General features: G+C 61.9%; 19 protein-coding genes. 12 read left to right on the top strand and 7 right to left on the bottom strand.

The genetic code is table 11. From position 1 onward, the window contains the following. Window positions 1-4 precede the first annotated feature (4 nt). Window positions 5-1636, bottom strand: coding sequence for an MFS transporter (locus NE852_RS22390; protein WP_008536124.1), 1632 nt, complete (start codon window positions 1634-1636; stop codon window positions 5-7). A 245-nt stretch (window positions 1637-1881) separates the two neighbouring features. On the opposite strand from NE852_RS22390, the gene rimP reads away from it, so the two are divergent. From rimP to NE852_RS22340, 10 genes are all read left to right on the top strand, one after another. Further along, window positions 1882-2487 (top strand): ribosome maturation factor RimP, encoded by a 606-nt coding sequence (gene rimP, locus NE852_RS22385; protein ID WP_037175447.1) that lies wholly within the window; start codon window positions 1882-1884, stop codon window positions 2485-2487. Window positions 2488-2546: 59 nt separating this feature from the next. Further along, the gene (gene nusA, locus NE852_RS22380) at window positions 2547-4148 is read left to right on the top strand and encodes a transcription termination factor NusA (RefSeq protein WP_258156111.1); all 1602 of its coding nucleotides are present in this window, start codon (window positions 2547-2549) and stop codon (window positions 4146-4148) included. Further along, window positions 4145-4837 carry an RNA-binding protein gene (locus NE852_RS22375; RefSeq protein ID WP_008536127.1) on the top strand — a complete coding sequence of 231 codons (693 nt, stop codon included), beginning with the start codon at window positions 4145-4147 and terminating at the stop codon, window positions 4835-4837. Before nusA ends, NE852_RS22375 begins: the two co-directional genes overlap by 4 nt. A 103-nt stretch (window positions 4838-4940) precedes the next feature. Next, window positions 4941-7700 carry a translation initiation factor IF-2 gene (infB, locus tag NE852_RS22370; protein WP_258156110.1) on the top strand — a complete coding sequence of 920 codons (2760 nt, stop codon included), beginning with the start codon at window positions 4941-4943 and terminating at the stop codon, window positions 7698-7700. A gap of 150 nt (window positions 7701-7850) precedes the next feature. After that, window positions 7851-8255, top strand: coding sequence for a 30S ribosome-binding factor RbfA (gene rbfA, locus NE852_RS22365; protein WP_008536141.1), 405 nt, complete (start codon window positions 7851-7853; stop codon window positions 8253-8255). 12 nt (window positions 8256-8267) lie between these two features. After that, on the top strand, window positions 8268-9200 hold the full coding sequence (gene truB / locus NE852_RS22360) for a tRNA pseudouridine(55) synthase TruB (protein ID WP_008536142.1): 933 nt from the start codon (window positions 8268-8270) through the stop codon (window positions 9198-9200). A gap of 91 nt (window positions 9201-9291) precedes the next feature. Then, window positions 9292-10140, top strand: coding sequence for an alpha/beta fold hydrolase (locus NE852_RS22355; RefSeq protein WP_008536144.1), 849 nt, complete (start codon window positions 9292-9294; stop codon window positions 10138-10140). A gap of 150 nt (window positions 10141-10290) precedes the next feature. Continuing rightward, the gene (rpsO, locus tag NE852_RS22350; RefSeq protein ID WP_008536146.1) at window positions 10291-10560 is read left to right on the top strand and encodes a 30S ribosomal protein S15; all 270 of its coding nucleotides are present in this window, start codon (window positions 10291-10293) and stop codon (window positions 10558-10560) included. A 342-nt stretch (window positions 10561-10902) separates the two neighbouring features. Beyond that, entirely contained in the window at window positions 10903-13041 is a 2139-nt protein-coding gene (pnp, locus tag NE852_RS22345) for a polyribonucleotide nucleotidyltransferase (protein ID WP_008536147.1), read from the top strand. A 124-nt stretch (window positions 13042-13165) separates the two neighbouring features. Then, window positions 13166-14182, top strand: coding sequence for a class I SAM-dependent methyltransferase (locus NE852_RS22340; protein ID WP_008536149.1), 1017 nt, complete (start codon window positions 13166-13168; stop codon window positions 14180-14182). Window positions 14183-14279: 97 nt separating this feature from the next. Here NE852_RS22340 and fabI read toward each other — a convergent pair whose 3' ends face one another. From fabI to fabA, 3 genes are read right to left on the bottom strand one after another with little or no spacing between them, the layout of a single operon-like run. Further along, complete coding sequence (gene fabI / locus NE852_RS22335) at window positions 14280-15086, bottom strand: enoyl-ACP reductase FabI (RefSeq protein ID WP_008536150.1); 807 nt, start codon at window positions 15084-15086, stop codon at window positions 14280-14282. Window positions 15087-15090: 4 nt separating this feature from the next. Then, the gene (fabB, locus tag NE852_RS22330; RefSeq protein ID WP_008536153.1) at window positions 15091-16323 is read right to left on the bottom strand and encodes a beta-ketoacyl-ACP synthase I; all 1233 of its coding nucleotides are present in this window, start codon (window positions 16321-16323) and stop codon (window positions 15091-15093) included. 45 nt (window positions 16324-16368) lie between these two features. After that, a complete protein-coding gene (gene fabA / locus NE852_RS22325) occupies window positions 16369-16884 on the bottom strand; it encodes a 3-hydroxyacyl-[acyl-carrier-protein] dehydratase FabA (protein WP_008536155.1) in 516 nt (171 codons plus the stop codon). A 301-nt stretch (window positions 16885-17185) separates the two neighbouring features. Between fabA and irrA the strand changes: the two genes are divergently transcribed. Further along, complete coding sequence (gene irrA, locus NE852_RS22320) at window positions 17186-17605, top strand: iron response transcriptional regulator IrrA (RefSeq protein WP_008536158.1); 420 nt, start codon at window positions 17186-17188, stop codon at window positions 17603-17605. A gap of 12 nt (window positions 17606-17617) precedes the next feature. Here the strand turns inward: irrA and NE852_RS22315 are convergent, their stop codons facing one another. Further along, window positions 17618-18253 (bottom strand): trimeric intracellular cation channel family protein, encoded by a 636-nt coding sequence (locus NE852_RS22315; RefSeq protein WP_008536160.1) that lies wholly within the window; start codon window positions 18251-18253, stop codon window positions 17618-17620. A gap of 177 nt (window positions 18254-18430) precedes the next feature. On the opposite strand from NE852_RS22315, the gene NE852_RS22310 reads away from it, so the two are divergent. Beyond that, window positions 18431-18904 carry a hypothetical protein gene (locus NE852_RS22310; protein WP_008536161.1) on the top strand — a complete coding sequence of 158 codons (474 nt, stop codon included), beginning with the start codon at window positions 18431-18433 and terminating at the stop codon, window positions 18902-18904. Between the two features lie 53 nt (window positions 18905-18957). Here NE852_RS22310 and NE852_RS22305 read toward each other — a convergent pair whose 3' ends face one another. Further along, window positions 18958-19746 (bottom strand): YdcF family protein, encoded by a 789-nt coding sequence (locus tag NE852_RS22305; protein WP_008536162.1) that lies wholly within the window; start codon window positions 19744-19746, stop codon window positions 18958-18960. 68 nt (window positions 19747-19814) lie between these two features. After that, window positions 19815-20537 carry a YoaK family protein gene (locus NE852_RS22300; protein ID WP_037175450.1) on the bottom strand — a complete coding sequence of 241 codons (723 nt, stop codon included), beginning with the start codon at window positions 20535-20537 and terminating at the stop codon, window positions 19815-19817. Window positions 20538-20540 lie beyond the last annotated feature (3 nt).

The following is a 20540-nucleotide window of genomic DNA, read 5'->3' as shown; positions in this document are numbered from 1 at the left end:
ATCCTCAATGATGCAGATCGATCGGCGCCTTGTGAAAGACGTCGTCGCCGGGCGGAATGGCCTGGCGCTCGATCATGCGGTGAACATGAGGCAGGCCTTCGCCGCGGTGAAGCGCGCGAAGCCTGTCGATGTTTTCGGCATCGGCCTGCGTGCGCCGCTGGTTGTGCCTTATATATTCGACCCAGGTCGGCGTATGGTAGCTTTCCGTCCAGAGTCCGGGATTTTCGAGATCGCGCATCAGCGCCCAATGGCGGGCGCCATCGCGGATGCGGATGCGGCGGCGCTCCACCATCAGCGTCATGAATTCGGCCAGGTCGGCATCGGCGATCTCGTAATCGACCTGGATGACGATCGGGCCGCTGCGCGGCGTGATGTCGAGGCTCAAGGCCGGCGCGGTGAAGCGGTTCAGCGGATCGAGATTGAGCGAGGCGAAAGCCGGCATAGAAAAACGCAGGCCGATCACGATGCCGACCAACAGGACGACTGACGACATCAGCAGCGCATTTGAGACGCCATAACGATCGGCGGCAACACCCCAGAGCCAGCTGCCGCCGGCAATGCCGCCGAAGGTGACGGTCTGATAAAGCGACAGCGCGCGGCCGACCACCCAGCGCGGCGTAGAAAGCTGGACGATGGTGTTGAAAAGCGAGAGCGCCGAAACCCAGCAGGCGCCGGAGAGGAGCAGTCCGGTAGAGGTGAGGACGGCGCTCGGACTCAGGGCGGCGATCACGGCGCTCAGCGCAAAGCCGGCAAAGGCCAGGCGAATGATGATCTCGCTGGACAGCATCTGGCGAAGCCTCGCATTCAGCACTGCGCCACCGATCGCACCGATGCCGAAAGCGCCGAGCATGAAGCCGTAGGTCAGCGGGCCGCCGGCAACCAGATCAAGGGCGACGATCGGCAGCAGCGCCAGGATCGAGCTCGCGCCGATGCCGAAGACGAGGCCCCTGACGAGAACCTTTTCGAGATTGGGCGACATGGAGACATAACGCAGGCCGGCGAAGATGGCGCTGCCGAGCGCTTCGCGCGGAAGGGTCGAGACCGGCGTGCCCGGGCGCCAGCGCAGCAGGGCATAGATCAATGGGAGGTAACTCAGGGTGTTCACCGCGAAAGCCGCGGCAGCGCCGGCCGCCGCCACGATGGCGCCGCCGATCGCGGGGCCGACGCTTCGGGTGATGTTGAAGCCCATGCTGTTCAGCGTGACGGCGCCCGGCAGATCGGCGCGCGGCACCATGTCGCCGACCGAAGCCTGCCAGGAGGGATTGTTGAGCGCGGTGCCGCAGCCGATCAGGAAGGTGAAGAAGAGCAGGAGCCAGGGCGTCATCCAGCCGAGAAGCGCAGAGATCGTCAGCAGCGCAGAGACGCCAAGCATCATGCCTTGCGCCGTCAGCATGACCCGGCGGCGGTCGTAATTGTCGGCAAGCGCGCCCGATACCAGCGAAAACAGCATGATCGGCAGCGCCGTCGAGGTCTGCACCAGCGCGACCATATCCTCCGAGGCGGTGATCGTCGTCATCATCCAGGCAGCGCCCACGGCCTGGATCAGGCCACCGAAATTCGAGGAAAGGCTGGCAAACCAGATGGCGCGGTAGGTCTCGTGCCGCAAAGGCGCCAATGTCGAGGAAGTGTACGCCACGATATCTCCCGCTTATGTCATTGCGCCCCACGGCAATATATGCGCAAGACGGACGCTGGCCATAGGCCTCTCCACATTGCGACAGGCGAATCGGCGGATTGGGCCGCAGATCTTGCAATTTCGGAAAAAGCCGACTATATGGCTCTCAAATTCTTGATCGCTTGATGAAGAGTGGGCCGCAAGGACCCGCTCTTTTTTATTACCGCGATCGCCCGAAAAGCATGAAATTGCGAGGAGCGAACCGCTTGTCGGACCTGACAAACGCAGACAACGAACTTGAGCCGCGGCTGATTACCGAAACCGGGCTCGACCAGCGTCTTGCCGATATCATCGAACCCGTTCTCATTGGCATGGGCTTCAGGCTCATCCGCGTGCGTATGCTGAACCAGAACGGCGCGACGATGCAGGTCATGGCCGAACGCAACGACGGCACGATGACGGTTCAGGACTGCGAAGAGGTCTCGATGGCGATTTCTCCGGTCCTCGATGTGGAAGATCCCATCGATAAAGAGTATCATCTTGAGGTGTCTTCGCCCGGCATCGACCGTCCGATGGTTCGGAAATCCGATTTCGTCCGCTGGCAGGGTCACCTTGTGAAATGCGAGACGTCGATCATGGTCGGCAATCGCAAACGCTTCCGTGGCAAGATCCTCGAAGCAGACGCAGATGGTTTCACGCTTGAGCGCGACCAGGTTGCCTATGGAGAAGAACTGAAGGTCATCATTCCCTTCACGGCGCTCAGCGAGGCGAAGCTCATTCTGACCGACGATCTGATCCGCGACGCATTGCGCGCCGACAAGCTGGCGAAAGCGCAGGCCGCCAACCAGAACGAAGCGGACGACCAGGAATAACCGATCAACAGACCGCTTCAGGGACGGGAACCCCGGAGTAAAGACGGAGAAACAAGACAATGGCAGTCAGTGCGAACCGGCTCGAACTTCTGCAGATCGCAGATGCAGTGGCGCGCGAAAAGGTCATCGACCGCGAGATCGTGCTTGCCGCAATGGCCGATGCCATTCAGAAGGCGGCACGCTCGCGTTACGGCACCGAGTCCAACATCCGGGCCGATATCAACCCGAAGACCGGCGAAATCCGGCTGCAGCGCCTGCTCGAGGTCGTCGACAAGGCCGAGGATTATTCGACGCAGATCCCGCTGGAACTCGCCCGCGACCGGAACCCGGATGCCGCTCTCGGTGATTTCATCGCCGATCCGCTGCCGCCGATGGATTTCGGCCGCATCGCTGCACAGTCCGCCAAGCAGGTGATCGTGCAGAAGGTGCGTGAAGCCGAGCGTGACCGCCAGTTCGACGAATTCAAGGATCGCACCGGCGAAATCGTCAACGGCACCGTCAAGCGCGTCGAATATGGCAACGTCATCGTCGACCTCGGTCGTGGCGAAGGCATCATCCGCCGCGACGAAATGATCCCACGCGAGAATGTCCGCTATGGCGATCGCGTCCGCGCATACGTATATGATGTCCGTCGCGAGCAGCGCGGCCCGCAGATCTTCCTGTCGCGCACGCATCCGCAGTTCATGGTGAAGCTCTTCACCATGGAAGTGCCTGAAATCTACGACGGCATCATCCAGGTGAAGTCGGTCGCCCGCGATCCGGGCTCGCGCGCCAAGATCGCCGTGATCTCGAACGACAGTTCGATCGATCCGGTCGGCGCCTGCGTCGGTATGCGCGGTTCGCGCGTCCAGGCGGTCGTCGGCGAGCTTCAGGGCGAGAAGATCGACATCATTCCGTGGTCGCAGGACCCGGCGACCTTCGTCGTCAACGCCCTGCAGCCGGCCGAAGTCGCCAAGGTCGTTCTCGACGAGGATGCCGAGCGTATCGAAGTGGTCGTTCCCGACGAGCAGCTGTCGCTTGCGATCGGCCGTCGCGGCCAGAACGTCCGCCTCGCCTCGCAGCTGACCGGCTGGGACATCGACATCATGACGGAAGCCGAAGAGTCCGAGCGCCGTCAGAAGGAATTCAACGAGCGCACCAACCTCTTCATGGACTCGCTCGATGTCGACGAGATGGTCGGCCAGGTACTGGCGTCTGAAGGTTTTGCCGCCGTCGAGGAACTCGCTTACGTCGATCTCGACGAAATCTCCTCGATCGACGGTTTCGACGAAGATACGGCGCAGGAAATCCAGACCCGCGCCCGCGAATTCCTCGAGCGTCTCGAAGCCGAGATGGACGAAAAGCGCAAGGCGCTTGGCGTTCAGGACGAGCTGCGCGAGATCGACGGCATGACCGCCCAGATGATGGTCGCGCTTGGCGAAGACGGCATCAAGACGATCGAAGACTTCGCCGGCTGCGCCGCCGACGACCTCGTCGGCTGGACGGAACGCAAGAACGGCGAAACGAAGAAATTCGAAGGCCTGTTCTCGAAGTTCGACGTCTCGCGCGTCGAGGCTGAGCAGATGATCGTCCAGGCCCGTCTTGCGGCCGGCTGGATCACGGAAGAGGACCTGGCGAAGGGGACCGAAGAAGAGGTCACCGAAGCCGAACAGGAAGCATGATGACCGCGCATGAGCCGGACGCTCTCCCCGAGAACGACGATCTCGCAGGTTATGACGTGAACGGACGCATGTGCATCGTGACGCGCGAAAGCGGATCGCCGGATGAGCTGATCCGCTTCGTCGCGGCTCCCGACGGAACCGTCGTCGCCGACCTGAAGCGTGAGCTTCCGGGACGCGGATGCTGGGTGAAAGCCGACCGGTCGCTGGTCGACAAGGCGGTGGCGAAGAAGCTCTTCGCCCGCGCCCTGAAGAGCGACGTCAAGGCGGCGGACGATCTCGGCGCGGGCGTCGACAGGCTGCTGGCGGCGCAATTGATGCAGATGATGAACATGGCGCGCAAAGCCGGCCAGTTCATCAGCGGCTCCTCGAAAGTGGACGCCGCGGTGAGAAGCGGAGCAGCCCTTGCGGTGTTCCACGCGACTGAAGCAGCGGACGATGGCGTCCGGAAAATCGACCAGGCCCGCAAGGCCTGGCACCTCGGAATGGAGACCGAGGAGGAGATACCTTCCTTCCGTCTCTTCTCGGAGAGCGAAATGGAAGGCCTGATGGGCCAGAATGCTTTTATCCATGCCGCAGTGCTTGCAGGGCAGGCGGGTGAGGGTGTAGTGAAGCGCGCAAAGATGCTCGAACAGTACCGTATTGGCGGTCAGTCCCGGGCAGCGGGCGGCGCTGGCCGGCAAAAGCAATGATACGGTCACCGGCATCGGCCGGTCCCGTCATCATTGATCGACAGTATTTGAACGACAGGGGTGTGATCTAGTCATCGCTCCCTGTCCGAAGGAACGGGAACGAATGACCGATAGTAATGACGACAAGACACTCAGCGTAACGGGCAAGAAGACGCTTACCCTGAAACCATCAGGGATGAGCCAGGGCACCGTTCGCCAGGATATGGGTCGGGGTCGCACCAAGGCGGTCGTCGTCGAGACCCGCAAGCGGCGTCCGATGCGCCCGGAAGACGAAAAGCCGATTACACCTGCCGCCCCGGTGGCCCCGGTCCGCGCCGCCGAACCGGCACCCGCGCCTGCGCAGGCGCGTCCGCAGCAGCCGACGCCGGCGCCGCGCGTCCACCAGCCCGGCGGCAGCCAGACCAATCAGCGTCCGCAGCAGTCCTATCAGCAGCCGCGCTCGAACGATCGTCCGCGCCCTGTCGTGCTGAACCATCTGTCGCCTGAGGAAATGGATGCGCGCCGCCGTGCGCTCGCCGAATCCCAGGCGCGTGACGCTCAGGATGCGATCCGCCGCGCCGAGGAAGAGAAGCTTCGCGCCGCCGAAGAGGCTATCCGCAAGGCAGCCGAGGCGGAAGAAGCGGCCCGCAGGGCCGCCGAAGAGGCAACCCGGCAGGCGGAAGCCGCTGCTGCCGCCGTTGCCGAACCGGCAGCCACTGCCGCAGCACCGGCTCCGGTTGTGGCCGAAGCTCGCCCCAACGCTCCGCGGCCGGCATCGTCGGCGCCGGCTGCCCGCCGGCCCGATAGCGCCGCACCCGCTGCCGCCCGTCCGGCCCCCGGCGCCGCCGCACCGGCCGGCGTCCGTGGCCGCCGCGATGACGATGGCGACGACGATCGGGGCGCTGCGCGCGGCGGTCCGGTGCGTGGCCGTGTCGTTCGCCCGGAACCGGCAAAGCCGGTAACGACCCGCCCGAAGACGGAAGACGAGCGCCGCCGCGGCAAGCTGACGATCACCACAGCCGATGTGGATGGCGAAGACGCCGGCCGCAGCCGTTCGCTTTCGGCGATGCGCCGCCGGCAGGAGAAGTTCCGCCGCAGCCAGATGCAGGAAACGCGCGAGAAGATTTCCCGCGAAGTCGTTCTGCCCGAGACCATCACCATTCAGGAACTGTCGCAGCGCATGTCCGAACGCGCCGTCGACGTCATCAAGTACCTGATGAAGGAAGGCCAGATGATGAAGCCGGGCGACGTCATCGACGCCGACCTTGCCGAACTTATCGCCGGCGAATTCGGCCATACGGTCAAGCGTGTTTCTGAATCCGACGTCGAACTCGGCATCTTCAACATTGCCGACGTCGAAGGCGATCGCGTTTCGCGTCCGCCTGTCGTCACGATCATGGGTCACGTCGACCACGGCAAGACCTCGCTGCTCGACGCCATCCGCCATGCCAACGTGGTTGCCGGCGAAGCCGGTGGCATCACGCAGCATATCGGCGCCTATCAGGTGGAGCAGAACGGCCAGAAGATCACCTTCATCGACACTCCCGGTCACGCCGCCTTCACGGCGATGCGTGCCCGCGGCGCGCAGGCGACCGACATCGCGATCCTGGTCGTAGCAGCTGACGACAGCGTCATGCCGCAGACGATCGAATCGATCAATCACGCCAAGGCGGCCGGTGTTCCGATCATCGTGGCGATCAACAAGATCGACAAGCACGAAGCCGATCCGCAGAAGGTGCGCAACCAGCTTCTGCAGCACGAAGTGTTTGTGGAATCGATGGGCGGTGAAACGCTTGACGTCGAAGTTTCGGCCAAAACAGGCAAGAACCTCGACAAGCTGCTCGAAGCCGTTCTGCTGCAGGCGGAAATCCTTGACCTCAAGGCCAATCCGAACCGCACAGCGGAGGGTACCGTCATCGAAGCTCAGCTCGACCGCGGTCGCGGCTCGGTTGCCACGGTTCTCGTCCAGAACGGTACGCTGAAACCAGGCCAGATCATCGTCGCAGGCGACGTCTGGGGCCGTGTACGCGCCCTCGTCAACGACAAGGGCGAGCATATGAAGGAAGCGCCGCCGGCCATGCCCGTCGAGGTGCTCGGCCTTTCCGGCACGCCGCAGGCGGGCGACAAGTTCGCCGTCGTCGAAAGCGAGAGCCGCGCCCGCGAAATCTCCGAATACCGTCAGCGTCTTGCCCGCGACAAGGCGGCTGCCCGTCAGTCGGGACAGCGCGGCTCGCTGGAGCAGATGATGACGCAGATGCAGAGCACCGGCATCAAGGAGTTCCCGCTCGTCATCAAGGGCGACGTGCAGGGTTCGATCGAAGCGATTGCCGGCGCTCTGGAAAAGCTCGGCACCGACGAAGTCCGCGCCCGCATCGTGCATTCGGGTGCAGGCGGCATCACCGAGTCGGATATGTCGCTCGCCGAAGCTTCGAACGCGGCCATCATCGGCTTCAACGTTCGCGCCAATGCGCAGGCTCGCCAGTTCGCCGAGCGCCAGGGCATCGAAATCCGCTACTACAACATCATCTACGACCTCGTGGATGACGTGAAGGCAGCGATGTCGGGCCTCCTGTCTCCGGAACGGCGCGAGACCTTCATCGGTAACGCCGAAATCCTGGAAGTGTTCAACATCACCAAGGTCGGCAAGGTCGCCGGCTGCCGTGTCGTCGAAGGCAAGGTCGAGCGTGGAGCGGGCGTCCGCCTCATCCGCAACGACGTCGTCGTTCACGAAGGCAAGCTCAAGACCCTCAAGCGCTTCAAGGACGAAGTCTCCGAGGTGCCGATGGGCCAGGAATGCGGCATGGCCTTCGAAAACTACGAGGACATGCGCGTCGGCGACATCATCGAGTGCTTCCGCGTGGAACATATCACGCGCACGCTCTAATCCCTGGCGTCACAGCAACTTTGCAAAAGCCATCCGCCACCCGGCGGATGGCTTTTGTACCTGCCGGCTTGACCTTTTCGGCCAAAAGAGTCATGGACGCTCTCCTTTGACGGGTTCGATTCCCAGCCGCATCGGCAAATAGAGATAACAATGACCAGACCAACTTCTTCCGCGCCTTCGCAGCGCATGCTGCGCGTTGGCGAACAGGTCCGCGCCGCGATCACCCAGGTGCTTCAGCGCGGCGAGGTGCGCGACGACATCATCGAGGCGACCGTGATCTCGATCTCGGAAGTGCGCATGTCGCCTGACCTCAAGATCGCCACGGCCTACGTGACGCCGCTCGGCGTTTCCGACCATAGCATCGTCATCGAGGCGTTGAACCGCCATGCGAAATTCATCCGTGGCCGGCTGGGACCACAGCTTCGCCAGATGAAATACATGCCAGAGGTGCGCTTCCGCGACGACACCAGCTTCGACAATTACAAGAAGATCGACGAGCTGCTGCGTTCGCCCGAGGTCCAACGCGACCTCGACGGCGATAATGACGAACAATAATAGAAGAGACTGATGTCCAAACCACGCAAACCCAAGGGCCGGCCGATTTCCGGCTGGCTGATCCTCGACAAGCCGGTGGATTTCGGCTCGACGGAAGCCGTTTCCAAGATCAAGTGGCTCTACAAGGCACAGAAGGCCGGCCATGCCGGTACGCTCGATCCGCTCGCCTCCGGCATGCTGCCGATCGCGCTCGGCGATGCGACGAAGACCGTTCCCTATGTCATGGATGGCCGCAAGATCTATGAATTTACGGTGAGCTGGGGCGAGGAGCGGGCAACGGACGATCTCGAGGGCGAGGTCACCCAAAGCTCGGACAAGCGTCCGAGCGAACAGCAAATCCGCGATATCCTGCCTCGGTATATCGGCACTATCAATCAGGTGCCTCCGCAGTTTTCGGCGATCAAGATATCGGGCGAACGCGCCTATGATCTGGCGCGCGACGGCGAAGCCGTCGAAATACCCTCGCGCGAAGTCGAGATCTTCCGGCTGACCTTGCTCGCCTGCCCGGATGCAAACACGGCGCATTTCGAAGTGGAATGCGGCAAGGGCACTTATGTCCGGGCGCTCGCCCGCGATTTCGGCCGCGAGCTCGGCTGCTACGGCCATGTTTCCGGCCTGCGGCGCACCTTCGTCGCGCCCTTCGCCGAAGAGGCCATGGTGCCGCTCGCAGACCTCGTGGCGCTCGAAGCGATCGAAGGCATGGACGAGCGGCTCGCCGCCCTCGATGCGCTCCTGATCGACACTTGCGAGGCGCTTTCCGCCCTGCCCCACCTCGTCATCAACGACGACCAGGCGCACCGGCTGAAAATGGGCAATCCGATCCTTGTGCGCGGCCGCGATGCGCCGATCGCCGAAAGCGAGGCCTATGCGACGGCCCGCGGAAGGCTGATCGCCATCGGCGAAATCGGCCAGGGCGAATTTCGCCCGAAACGGGTTTTTGCCTGAACCTGCCCGTTTTATGACGGCAATGGCGATTGCCAGCCGGTAACGATAGAATATCCTTTCCCTTGGGCCATGGCGGCCCGAGGGGAAAATCATGCGCAGAATTGCGAAAATACTGACGTTCTTTTCGTTGTTCCTGATCGTTGCCGGCGCGCAGGCCGCCGAACGCTGGGCCGAGCTTCCGGCCTTTCCTTCGATGCCGGCGGCGAAGACGAGCGGCATGGCCGATGTGAACGACATCAAGATGTATTACGCCGAATTTGGCGAAGGCGATCCGATCCTCTTCATCCATGGCGGTCTGGGAAATGCCGACCTCTGGGGCCATCAGGTGGCAGAGTTTGCAAGGGATCATCGGGTCATCGTCGCCGACAGCCGCGGTCACGGGCGTTCGACACGCAGCGGGCAGCCTTTCGGTTACGATCTCATGACCTCGGATTACGTCGCCCTGCTCGACTATCTGAAAATCGACAAGGTGACGCTTGTGGGCTGGTCGGACGGCGGCATTATCGGCATCGACATGGCGATGAACCATCCGGAAAAGCTGACCCGCGTCATTGCCCAGGCAGCCAACGTCACGACTGACGGCGTCAAGCCCGACGTCTTGGAGAACAAGACCTTCAGCCACTACATCGACGTTGCCGGCGACCAATACAGAAAGCTTTCGCCGACGCCGACCGAATACCGAGCCTTCTTCAAGCAGATCTCCAAGATGTGGGACACCCAGCCGGCCTGGACAGCTGCCGATCTTGCGAAGATCTCGGTCCCGGTGACACTTGCGATCGGCGATCACGATGAAGCCGTCAAGCTCGACCATACGGAAATGATGGCAAGGGAGATTCCGGGCGCCAAACTCGTGATCCTGAAGAATGCGAGCCATTTCGCCATGCTGCAGGATCCCGAAGGTTACGACGGGATGATCCGGGATGCCATGGCGGGCCATTGAAGCGCTGGGAACACTCCCTCTTTCCATCGGTGCTTATTTGGTTTATAGGCAGCGCCAGCGTCAGGTCCGCCTGCTCGCATTCACGGCCAAAGCTGGACGGCATCCCGGCTTTTGGCGACTTCAATCTCCTCTCATAGAAAGGATCATCCGATGTCGATCACTGCTGAGCGCAAGGCTGCGCTGATCAAGGAATACGCAACCGCCGAAGGCGACACCGGTTCTCCTGAGGTTCAGGTCGCGATCCTGACCGAACGCATCAACAACCTGACCGAACACTTCAAGGACCACAAGAAGGATAACCATTCCCGCCGTGGCCTGTTGACGATGGTTTCGAGCCGCCGCTCGCTTCTTGACTATCTCAAGAAGAAGGATGAAGGCCGCTATTCCAAGCTGATCGGCAGCCTGGGTATCCGCCGCTAAGATTGTCCGGCGGGCGCTTCCGAGCGTCCGCCGGATCTGTTTCGGGACGATGTTCCCGATGAAATGTTCCAGCCGCGCTCTATCTTATGCGGTGGAACGACCGGCGGACCCGGATGGGCCGGATCTGCCAAACCAACCGCTGACCTGTCATGGGGCAGGATTGCCGGATGCTTTCGGCCAAGGCTTCTCAAAGAGCTTTGGCCCGGTTTCCCTCGCCCGAGGGAACCGAGGATGAAAAGCCTCCCGTTGTCTTGCCCGTGATACGTCACATTGATTGCGGTCGACTGTGCGCTGCGCCTTGATATCGGCGATGGCGCGTGCTCCCGCATTGAAGGACAAGACATGTTCGATACACATACAGTGGAAATCGAGTGGGCCGGACGCCCGCTGAAGCTCGAAACCGGCAAGATCGCCCGTCAGGCCGACGGCGCCGTTCTCGCCACCTACGGCGAAACCGTCGTTCTCGCCACCGTCGTCTCGGCCAAGGCGCCGAAGCCAGGCCAGGACTTCTTTCCCCTCACCGTCAACTATCAGGAAAAGACCTACGCAGCCGGCAAGATCCCCGGCGGCTATTTCAAGCGTGAGGGCCGTCCGAGCGAAAACGAGACCCTCGTTTCCCGCCTGATCGACCGCCCGATCCGCCCGCTCTTCCCGGAAGGCTATAAGAACGACACGCAGGTCGTCGTCACCGTCATCCAGCACGACCTTGAAAACAATCCCGATGTCCTGTCGATGGTCGCGACTTCGGCTGCGCTGACACTGTCGGGCGTTCCCTTCATGGGCCCGGTCGGCGGCGCGCGCGTCGGCTACATCAACGGCGAATACGTTCTCAACCCGCATCTCGACGAGATGGACGAGTCGAGCCTCGACCTCGTCGTCGCCGGCACCTACGACGCCGTGCTGATGGTTGAATCCGAAGCCAAGGAACTCAACGAAGACGTCATGCTCGGCGCCGTCATGTTCGGCCACAAGGGCTTCCAGCCGGTTCTCGACGCGATCATCAAGCTCGCCGAAGTTGCCGCCAAGGAGCCGCGCGACTTCCAGCCGGAAGACTATTCCGCTCTCGAAAGCGAAATGCTCGGCCTCGCCGAAGGCGAACTTCGCGAAGCCTACAAGATCACCCAGAAGGCCGATCGCTACGCCGCCGTCGACGCCGTCAAGGCGAAGGTGAAGGCGCACTTCCTCCCCGAGGAAGGCGAAGCCAAGTACACGGCCGAAGAAGTCGGCGCGATCTTCAAGCACCTGCAGGCCAAGATCGTCCGCTGGAACATTCTCGACACCAAGAGCCGCATCGACGGTCGCGACCTCGAAACCGTTCGTCCGATCGTATCGGAAGTTGGCCTTCTGCCGCGCACGCACGGTTCGGCGCTCTTTACCCGCGGTGAAACGCAGGCGATCGTCGTTGCCACCCTCGGCACCGGCGAAGACGAGCAGTATGTCGACTCCTTGACGGGCATGTACAAGGAGCGCTTCCTGCTCCATTACAACTTCCCTCCCTACTCGGTTGGCGAAACCGGCCGCATGGGCTCCCCAGGCCGTCGCGAAATCGGTCATGGCAAGCTCGCTTGGCGCGCGATCCGTCCGATGCTGCCGTCGGCTGAGCAGTTCCCCTACACGCTGCGCGTCGTCTCCGAGATCACCGAGTCGAACGGCTCGTCCTCGATGGCGACCGTCTGCGGCACCTCGCTCGCTCTGATGGACGCAGGTGTACCGCTTGCCAAGCCGGTTGCCGGTATCGCCATGGGCCTGATCCTGGAAGGCGAGCGTTTCGCCGTCCTCTCCGACATTCTCGGTGACGAAGATCACCTCGGCGACATGGACTTCAAGGTCGCAGGTACCGCCGACGGCATCACCTCGCTGCAGATGGACATCAAGATCGCCGGCATCACCGAAGAGATCATGAAGGTCGCCCTTGGCCAGGCCCAGGGTGGTCGCGCCCACATTCTCGGCGAAATGGCCAAGGCCATCACCGAAAGCCGTGGCCAGCTCGGCGAATTCGCTCCGCGCATCGAAGTCATGAACATTCCGGTCGACAAGATCCGCGAAGTCATCGGCTCCGGCGGCAAGGTCATCCGCGAAATCGTCGAAAAGACCGGCGCGAAGATCAACATCGAGGATGACGGCACCGTCAAGATCGCCTCCTCCTCGGGCAAGGAAATCGAAGCGGCCCGCAAGTGGATCCACTCGATCGTCGCCGAGCCTGAGATCGGCCAGATCTACGAAGGCACTGTTGTCAAGACCGCCGACTTCGGCGCCTTCGTCAACTTCTTCGGCGCCCGTGACGGTCTCGTGCACATCTCGCAGCTTGCTTCCGAGCGTGTTGCCAAGACCCAGGACGTCGTCAAGGAAGGCGACAAGGTCTGGGTCAAGCTGCTCGGCTTCGACGAACGCGGCAAGGTTCGCCTGTCGATGAAGGTTGTCGACCAGGCCACCGGCCAGGAGATCCCGAACGAGAAGAAGAAGGAAGAAGCGGCCGAATAAGCCGCGTCTTCCCGCGCATAACCTCGACAATCGAAAGCGATTTTCGGAAAGGATTATGCGCAGCTTAACTCCGGGCGCGGGACTCTTCCGCGCCCTTTTTCTATTCAAGAACGAGACGAGATCCATGAGCCGCGAGACGCTGAAGACCCTGTTCCATCCCTTTGCCAGCGGCACAGTCCAGGCGCCCGGCAAGGGCGAGCGCGTGCTCTTCCTCGGCGCCGAGGCAGGCTTTGCGCTGCCGGAAGGCTTTGCCGCCTCCCTCAGCGCCGTCCAGGGCTTCCGTCCGCTCTATCGGCAGCTGCTGGCGCAGCGGATCGAAGCGACGCCTGAGATCGACGGCGAGGATTATGACGCGGCGCTGGTGCTCTGCACCAAGCACAAGGGCGAAAACGAGGCCAATCTCGCCGCGGCGATAGCCCGCACGCGGATGGGCGGCCTGATCGTCGTTGCCGGCGCCAAGGAAGACGGCATCCAGCCGCTGCGCAAGCGTCTGGAAGGTTTCGGCCTCGCCATCGACCACATGCCGAAATATCATGGCGTCGCCTTCTGGTTCGGCCGGCCGGCAGAGGCCGGGGATATCGTCTCCAAGCTGGTGAAGACGCCGGTGCGTGTCGACGGTCGCTTCCATGCGAGCGCCGGCATGTTTTCGCACGACCGGATCGATGCCGGATCGGAACTGCTCGCCTCCCGCCTGCCGCAGGATTTCACCGGGGACGTCGCGGATTTCGGCGCCGGATGGGGCTATCTCTCTGTCGAGATGGCGCAGGGATCGCGCGGGCTCACACGCCTTGACCTCTACGAGGCCAACCACGCAGCCCTGGAGGCCGCCAGGGACAATCTGGCGGAGAATTGCCCGAACGCACCTGCGCGCTTCTTCTGGCACGATCTGGCGGGCGAGCAGGTCAAGGACAAGTACGATCTCGTCATCATGAACCCGCCCTTCCACGAGGGCCATGCTGCCGAACCGTCGCTCGGCCAAGCGATGATCAAGGCAGCCGCATCCGCGCTGCGCGGCGGCGGCCGGCTGATGCTCGTCGCTAATCGCGGCCTGCCCTATGAGCCGGTTCTGGCGGCAAATTTCAGGGAAAGCGGCGAAACCTGCCGCAACGCCCGCTTCAAGGTGCTGTGGGCGAAAAAATAACCCTCAGGCGCGGTTCGCGCCGATTTTTCATCAACGAAAGCAAAAAGGCCGTGCGCATCATCTGCGCACGGCCTTTAAAATTTCAAACAGGCGACGATTATTCGACGTCGGCTTTGCGCAGCGTATCCAGCGTCGGCATGGAGGTGATGTTAAAGCCCGCGTCGACGAAGTGGATCTCGCCGGTGACGCCGACGGAAAGGTCGGAGAGCAAGTAAAGCGCCGAACTGCCGACCTGGTCGATGGTGACCGTCTTGCGCAGCGGCGCATTGCGCTGGTTCCAGGAAAGGATCGCGCGCGCATCCGAAATACCGGCGCCGGCAAGCGTGCGGATCGGGCCTGCGGAAATGGCATTGACGCGGATGTTGCGCGGGCCGTAGTCGGCGGCGAGATAGCGCACCGAAGCCTCGAGCGCCGCCTTGGCGACACCCATGACGTTGTAATTCGGGATGACCCGGGTCGAGCCGTTATAGGTCAGCGTCAGCATCGCGCCGCCGTCTTCCATCAAGGGAGCGCAACGCTTGGCGATTTCCGTGAAGGAGAAACAGGAAATGACCATGGTGCGGCTGAAATTCTCGCGCGTCGTATCGGCGTAGAGACCTTTCAGCTCGTTCTTGTCGGAAAAACCGATGGCGTGGACGATGAAATCGAGCTTGCCCCAGCGCTCGCCGATCGCGTCGACCAGGGCATCGACCGAGGCGATGTCCTCGACGTCGCACGGCACCACAAAATCCGAACCGAGCTCGGAGGCAAGCGGCTTGACGCGCTTGCCGAGCGCATCACCCTGATAGGTGAAGGCGAGTTCCGCACCCTGTGCGGCGAGAGCTTTTGAAATCCCCCAGGCGATCGAGTGGTTATTTGCGACGCCCATGATGAGCCCGCGCTTACCCTGCATGATTCCCGTCATGTTGTTATCCGTTATAACGCTGGAAGACCAGCGTGGCGTTTGTGCCGCCGAAGCCGAAGGAGTTGGAGAGGGCGATATCGATCTTCGCATTGTCGATACGCTTGCGCACGATCGGCACGCCTTCGAATTCGGGATCGAGTTCGGTGATATGGGCGCTTTCGCCTATGAAGCCTTGCTGCATCATCAGCAGGGAATAGATCGATTCTTGCACGCCGGCAGCACCCAGCGAATGGCCGGTGAGCGACTTGGTCGACTGAATATGCGGGATCCTCGATCCGAATACCTCGCGGATGGCGCCGATTTCCTTGCTGTCACCAACCGGCGTCGACGTACCATGGGTATTGACATAGTCGACGTCGCCTTTGACCGTGGCAAGCGCCTGGCGCATGCAGCGGATGGCGCCCTCGCCCGAGGGTGCGACCATGTCGTAGCCGTCGGAGGTTGCGCCATAGCCGACGATTTCGGCGTAGATCTTGGCACCGCGGGCCTTGGCGCGTTCCAGTTCCTCGAGCACGAGTACGCCGGCGCCGCCGGCGATGACGAAACCGTCGCGGTTGACGTCATAGGCGCGCGAGGCGCTGTCGGGCGTATCATTGTACTTGGAGGACATCGCGCCCATTGCGTCGAAGAGATTGGACATCGTCCAGTCGAGATCTTCGTGGCCGCCGGCAAACATCACATCCTGCTTGCCCCACTGGATCATCTCGGCGGCGTTGCCGATGCAATGCGCGGATGTCGAGCAGGCCGATGAGATCGAATAGTTGACGCCGTGGATCTTGAACCAGGTGGCGAGCGTGGCCGATGCGGTCGAAGACATCGCCTTCGGCACGGCAAAGGGGCCGATGCGCTTCGGGCTGTTGTTCTTCACCGTGATTTCGGCAGCCTCGATCAGGGTGCGGGTGGACGGACCACCGGAGCCCATGATGATGCCGACACGTTCGTTCTGAGCGTAGTCCTTCTCCTCGAGGCCGGAATCGGCAAGCGCCTGCTTCATGGCCACATGGTTCCAGGCGCCGCCCTGCGACAGGAAGCGCATGGCGCGGCGATCAACCAGCTCCGCCAGTTCCGTGGCGCCAAGCTTGGGGCTGCCCCAAACCTGGCACTTGAAGCCGTGTTCGGCGAAATCGCTGGAGAAGGAAATACCCGACTTTGCCTGCCGCAAGGATTCGGTGACTTCGGCCGCGTCGTTTCCGATCGAGGACACGATACCCAGACCCGTAACAACTACCCGTCTCATCTGATCAAACCTTTGTTGTTTTCGTCAGCCGCTTGAAAATGCGGTTCAGGCCGTCTTGTCTTTCGATAGGCCGACGCGAAGGTCAGCCGCCTGATAAATTGTTTCACCGTCCGCCTTCAGCCAGCCGTCGGCGGTGCCGAGCACCAGACGGCCGCGCATGACGCGCTTGAAGTCGATGCCGTATTCGATCAGCTTCGTGTGCGGGCGCACCATGCCCTTGAATTTCACTTCGCCTGTCGAAAGCGCCATGCCGCGGCCTTCCTCGCCGAGCCAGCCGAGGAAGAAGCCGGTCAGCTGCCACATGCCGTCAAGGCCGAGGCAGCCCGGCATGATCGGGTTGCCTTCGAAATGGCAGGGAAAATACCAGTCGTCGGGACGTACGTCGTATGCGGCTCTCAGATAACCCTTGTCGAAGGCTCCGCCCGTTTCGGAAATCTCCGTGATGCGATGAACCATCAGCATGGGCGGCAGGGGCAGCTGCGCATTGCCGGGTCCGAACAGTTCGCCATGTGCGCAGGCGATGAGTTCTTCGTACGAGAAGCTGGACTGTCTGGTGGTCATAAAGTTTCTTTTTCCCCCCGCGTGAAGCCGATGGATGTGAACGTGTAGTCCAAGTTCTCCAGAAAATGAAGCACGAGCAAGGCAGCTTCTTTCATGGCTCCGGACCAGGCTTTCGCCTTTATTTGGTGGTCGCATACAGGAAGGCTAGGGCTGCGACCAGACCTATTTGCGTCGAAAGCCCGTTTTTGCCGCGTTTATCAGGCTCTTGTCCCCATTGAACTATTGAAAGGCTCGGATGCAAAAGTTATACCGCTTGAAGAAACATGATTGCTTTATGCAGGAATAATCGGAGTTGGTCTTGATGGCGGGTGCATCCCCGATCGCAATAGAGGTAAGGCTGCGCGGCGCGGGCCTGCGCCCCACCCGCCAGCGCGTCGCGCTCGGCGACCTTCTGTTTGCCAAGGGTGACCGGCATCTGACCGTCGAGGAACTGCATGAGGAGGCGGTTGCCGCCGGCGTGCCGGTTTCGCTGGCGACCGTCTACAACACGCTGCATCAGTTCACGGAAGCCGGCCTGATCCGCGTTCTCGCCGTCGAGAGCGCCAAGACCTATTTCGATACCAATGTTTCCGACCATCACCATTTCTTCGTCGAGGGCCACAACGAGGTGCTCGACATTCCGGTCAGCAATCTGACGATCGACAATCTGCCGGAACCGCCCGAAGGCATGGAGATCGCCCATGTCGACGTGGTGATCCGCCTGCGGGCGAAGCAAGCCTGATACACAGCCGCCTCACATGACATCGTCGGGATGCCGGCCGGGTTTGTGTTTGTAGGTCGGGAAAGTCCAGCCGAACCAGAGAGCTCCGCCGCGCACGGCAAAAGCCGCCGCGACGCCGCAGGCGGAAGCCAGGTAGAGCTGCATTCCCAGCCCATTGGCGAGCGTAAAGACGCCGGCGCCGACGAGGGCTGCGGTCACGTAGATTTCCGGCCGCAACAGCACCGACGGTTCGTTTGCCATCAGATCGCGCAGAATACCGCCGAAGGTCGCCGTCAGCGTGCCGGTGACGATCGCGATGGTCGGCGAGCCGGTGGCGGCAAGCCCCTTGGCGGCGCCAAGCACGCAATAGGCAGCAAGGCCGATCGCATCCAGCCAGATCAGCAGGCGATAGCGCGATTCCAGGAGATGGGCGGTGAAGAAGACGATGACGCCCACGATGCAGCAGACGAGGATATAGGCCGGGTTCAGCACCCAGAAGACCGGCACACGGCCGAGCACGATATCACGCACCGTGCCTCCGCCCGTTCCGGTCACCATGGCGAAAAACAGAAAGCCGATCAGGTCCAGCTGCTTGCGCGATGCGGCGAGTGCACCTGTTGCGGCAAACAGCGCAATGCCGGCATAATCGAGATAGACGAGCAAGGACATGCGGACCTCGGAACCGGCAGAAATTTTACCGAAAGAACCACGGCGGCAAGGGCGGCGCAAGGCGACCGCGCCATAAAGCTGAAGTCTTTATTCGATGCATGTCGTCGCCCCGAAACCGCTGCACATTTTTGGACGACATGCATCAGGCTACAGAGCCTTATCCATAAGAGGAAAGCCGTGAAAACGCCGCTGCTCGCCGTTCTGAATATCGTCATGCTGCTGGTGGTGCCCGTTGCCGCCTTCGGTCAGCAATCGCTGATCTCCGATCCTGAGATCTACGAGAAGAAGCACTTCCAGGAGCAATGCAAGGCTGCCGAATTCGGCGACGGCTTCGTTATCAGGCAGGACATCAACAATGACGGCCTGATCGATGCCGTGGTCAACGAGGGCCAGCTGACCTGCGACGGGCAGAAAGGGCCGCAATGCAATGACGACGGCTGCACCTATAATTTCTATCTGCAGGTTGCCGAGGGCGGCTATTTCATGATCGCGACGGCGCAGATCTACGGCTACGACTTCGTCCAGCGTTTCGGCAACATGGTGCTGGCAATGAAGATGCATCCGCGTTTCTGCGACCGTACCGAGGGTGATCCCTGCATCGTGACGGCCCGCGTCCGCGGCACGAAATTCGTCACCATCTCGAAGAAATAGCTTAGCGCCCAACCCCGCGCAAATTCAAAGCGATAAAGCGTCCTCGGCGCGCCCTATCGCGGATAGAGCTCCGACGTCCGGCCGGCGAGATAGTAGCCGATCAGGCCGTACCATTCGCGGATCGCTGTCGCCATGTTCTGCGCATTGAGGCTCGGCTGGGTGAAATCCAGCCCCGGCTTCACCTTGCCGTCGGTGCGATAGTCGGTCGGCCAGGGCACAACGTCGATGCCGAGCTTGCGGAAGATGCCGACAGAGCGCGGCATGTGATAACCCGAAGTGATCAGCAGGCAATTGGAAAGGCCCTGGCTCGCCAGGAATTCTTTGGTGTTGACGGCGTTTTCAAAAGTCGTGCGCGATTGCCTCTCCTCGATCAGGCGGTCTCTGCTGACGCCGAAGAGCGGGAAGAAACGGGCCGATGCGGCCGCATCACCCTCGTAGATGCCCGAAATGGAACCGTCGCCGCCCGACACCAGAATGCGTGACTGGGGAAATTTCTCCGCGAGCCGCAAAGCTTCGATGAAGCGGTCGGCAGCGCTGCTGAATTCTATGCCGTGACGCGCCGTATTCACTTCGCTTTCGAAGGCGCCACCCAGTACGATCATGCATTGCAGGTTTTCGGGATCGACGGCTGGCCTTGCGAAACGCTGCTCGAGATCCTGCATGAGAAGATTGCCGGCGGTGGTGTAGAGCGTGACGAACAGGATCAGGGCCGAGCCCGTCGCGGCAAGGAGGCTCAAGGTGCGCCGACGCAGAAGCCCGGCGATGAGGGCGAGGAACACAAGAAAGAATGCCAGCGACAGCGGCTGGCCGAAAATCCAGACGAGCTTCGAAATGAAGAACAAGACCTACTCCTTGAGGATGGGCGGCGGCCTTTCCTATCCGATTCGACGGTAACAGGAATGCGACGGTTCTATTTCCGGCCGGCAATCACCGATCGGTTCGGCGGGATCTGCTGATTAAATCGCCGCTGGAGCGGCCGCGGGATCAGCATGGCGGCAAGCGAGAGCGCCATGGCGAAGAGGGAGACCAGCCAGAGTGCATGCCCGCCCACCAGCCGCGTCAGGACGGCGCCGGCGATCGCACCGAGCACCATGCCGCCCCAGGGCACGATCTGGATCGTCCATTCGACACGGCGATCGCCGATGATCCAGCGGCCGATGCCGCGGCCGAACCGCGACAGGGCGCCGGTCACATAGGTCAGGCCGATCGGCAGGCCTTCGATGTGCTCGACGGCAGCATTCACCATGCCCATGGCGAAAACGATCATGTAGAACCGCGCCAGGAGCAGGTTCTGCATGGTCAGCATGGAGGCAAGCGCCAGGACGAGGCCGACGCAGCCGAGCACCACGAAGATGCGGCGCTGAGAGACATGCGCGATGACGATGCCCGCCGCATTGCCGAGCACGAAAACGAGGATGGCCGAGACCAGCACTGCCGCGTGATAGAGATTGCCGTCGCTCAAGGCCAATGCGGCCCGCGTCGTGTTGCCCGTCATGAAGGAGACGAAATCGCCGGTCAGCAGAAGACCGGTCGCATCCGTCATGCCGGCAAGAAAGGAGATCGCGCCGACGAGGGCGACCCCGGTCACGGTTCGCCGGGTACGGATGATGCGGCGGCGTCTTGCTCTGGTCATTGG

The organism is Rhizobium sp. Pop5, assembly GCF_024721175.1.
GTDB lineage: Bacteria > Pseudomonadota > Alphaproteobacteria > Rhizobiales > Rhizobiaceae > Rhizobium.
This window is presented reverse-complemented; position numbering and strand designations above follow the sequence as displayed.

Coding starts and splice junctions, on each gene's coding strand:
- nusA (WP_258156111.1), top strand. CDS start 2,547: ATGGCAGTCAGTGCGAACCGGCTCGAACTTCTGCAGATCGCAGATGCA.
- NE852_RS22375 (WP_008536127.1), top strand. CDS start 4,145: ATGATGACCGCGCATGAGCCGGACGCTCTCCCCGAGAACGACGATCTC.
- infB (WP_258156110.1), top strand. CDS start 4,941: ATGACCGATAGTAATGACGACAAGACACTCAGCGTAACGGGCAAGAAG.
- rbfA (WP_008536141.1), top strand. CDS start 7,851: ATGACCAGACCAACTTCTTCCGCGCCTTCGCAGCGCATGCTGCGCGTT.
- truB (WP_008536142.1), top strand. CDS start 8,268: ATGTCCAAACCACGCAAACCCAAGGGCCGGCCGATTTCCGGCTGGCTG.
- NE852_RS22355 (WP_008536144.1), top strand. CDS start 9,292: ATGCGCAGAATTGCGAAAATACTGACGTTCTTTTCGTTGTTCCTGATC.
- rpsO (WP_008536146.1), top strand. CDS start 10,291: ATGTCGATCACTGCTGAGCGCAAGGCTGCGCTGATCAAGGAATACGCA.
- pnp (WP_008536147.1), top strand. CDS start 10,903: ATGTTCGATACACATACAGTGGAAATCGAGTGGGCCGGACGCCCGCTG.
- NE852_RS22340 (WP_008536149.1), top strand. CDS start 13,166: ATGAGCCGCGAGACGCTGAAGACCCTGTTCCATCCCTTTGCCAGCGGC.
- fabI (WP_008536150.1), bottom strand. CDS start 15,086: ATGACGGGAATCATGCAGGGTAAGCGCGGGCTCATCATGGGCGTCGCA.
- fabB (WP_008536153.1), bottom strand. CDS start 16,323: ATGAGACGGGTAGTTGTTACGGGTCTGGGTATCGTGTCCTCGATCGGA.
- fabA (WP_008536155.1), bottom strand. CDS start 16,884: ATGACCACCAGACAGTCCAGCTTCTCGTACGAAGAACTCATCGCCTGC.
- irrA (WP_008536158.1), top strand. CDS start 17,186: ATGGCGGGTGCATCCCCGATCGCAATAGAGGTAAGGCTGCGCGGCGCG.
- NE852_RS22315 (WP_008536160.1), bottom strand. CDS start 18,253: ATGTCCTTGCTCGTCTATCTCGATTATGCCGGCATTGCGCTGTTTGCC.
- NE852_RS22300 (WP_037175450.1), bottom strand. CDS start 20,537: ATGACCAGAGCAAGACGCCGCCGCATCATCCGTACCCGGCGAACCGTG.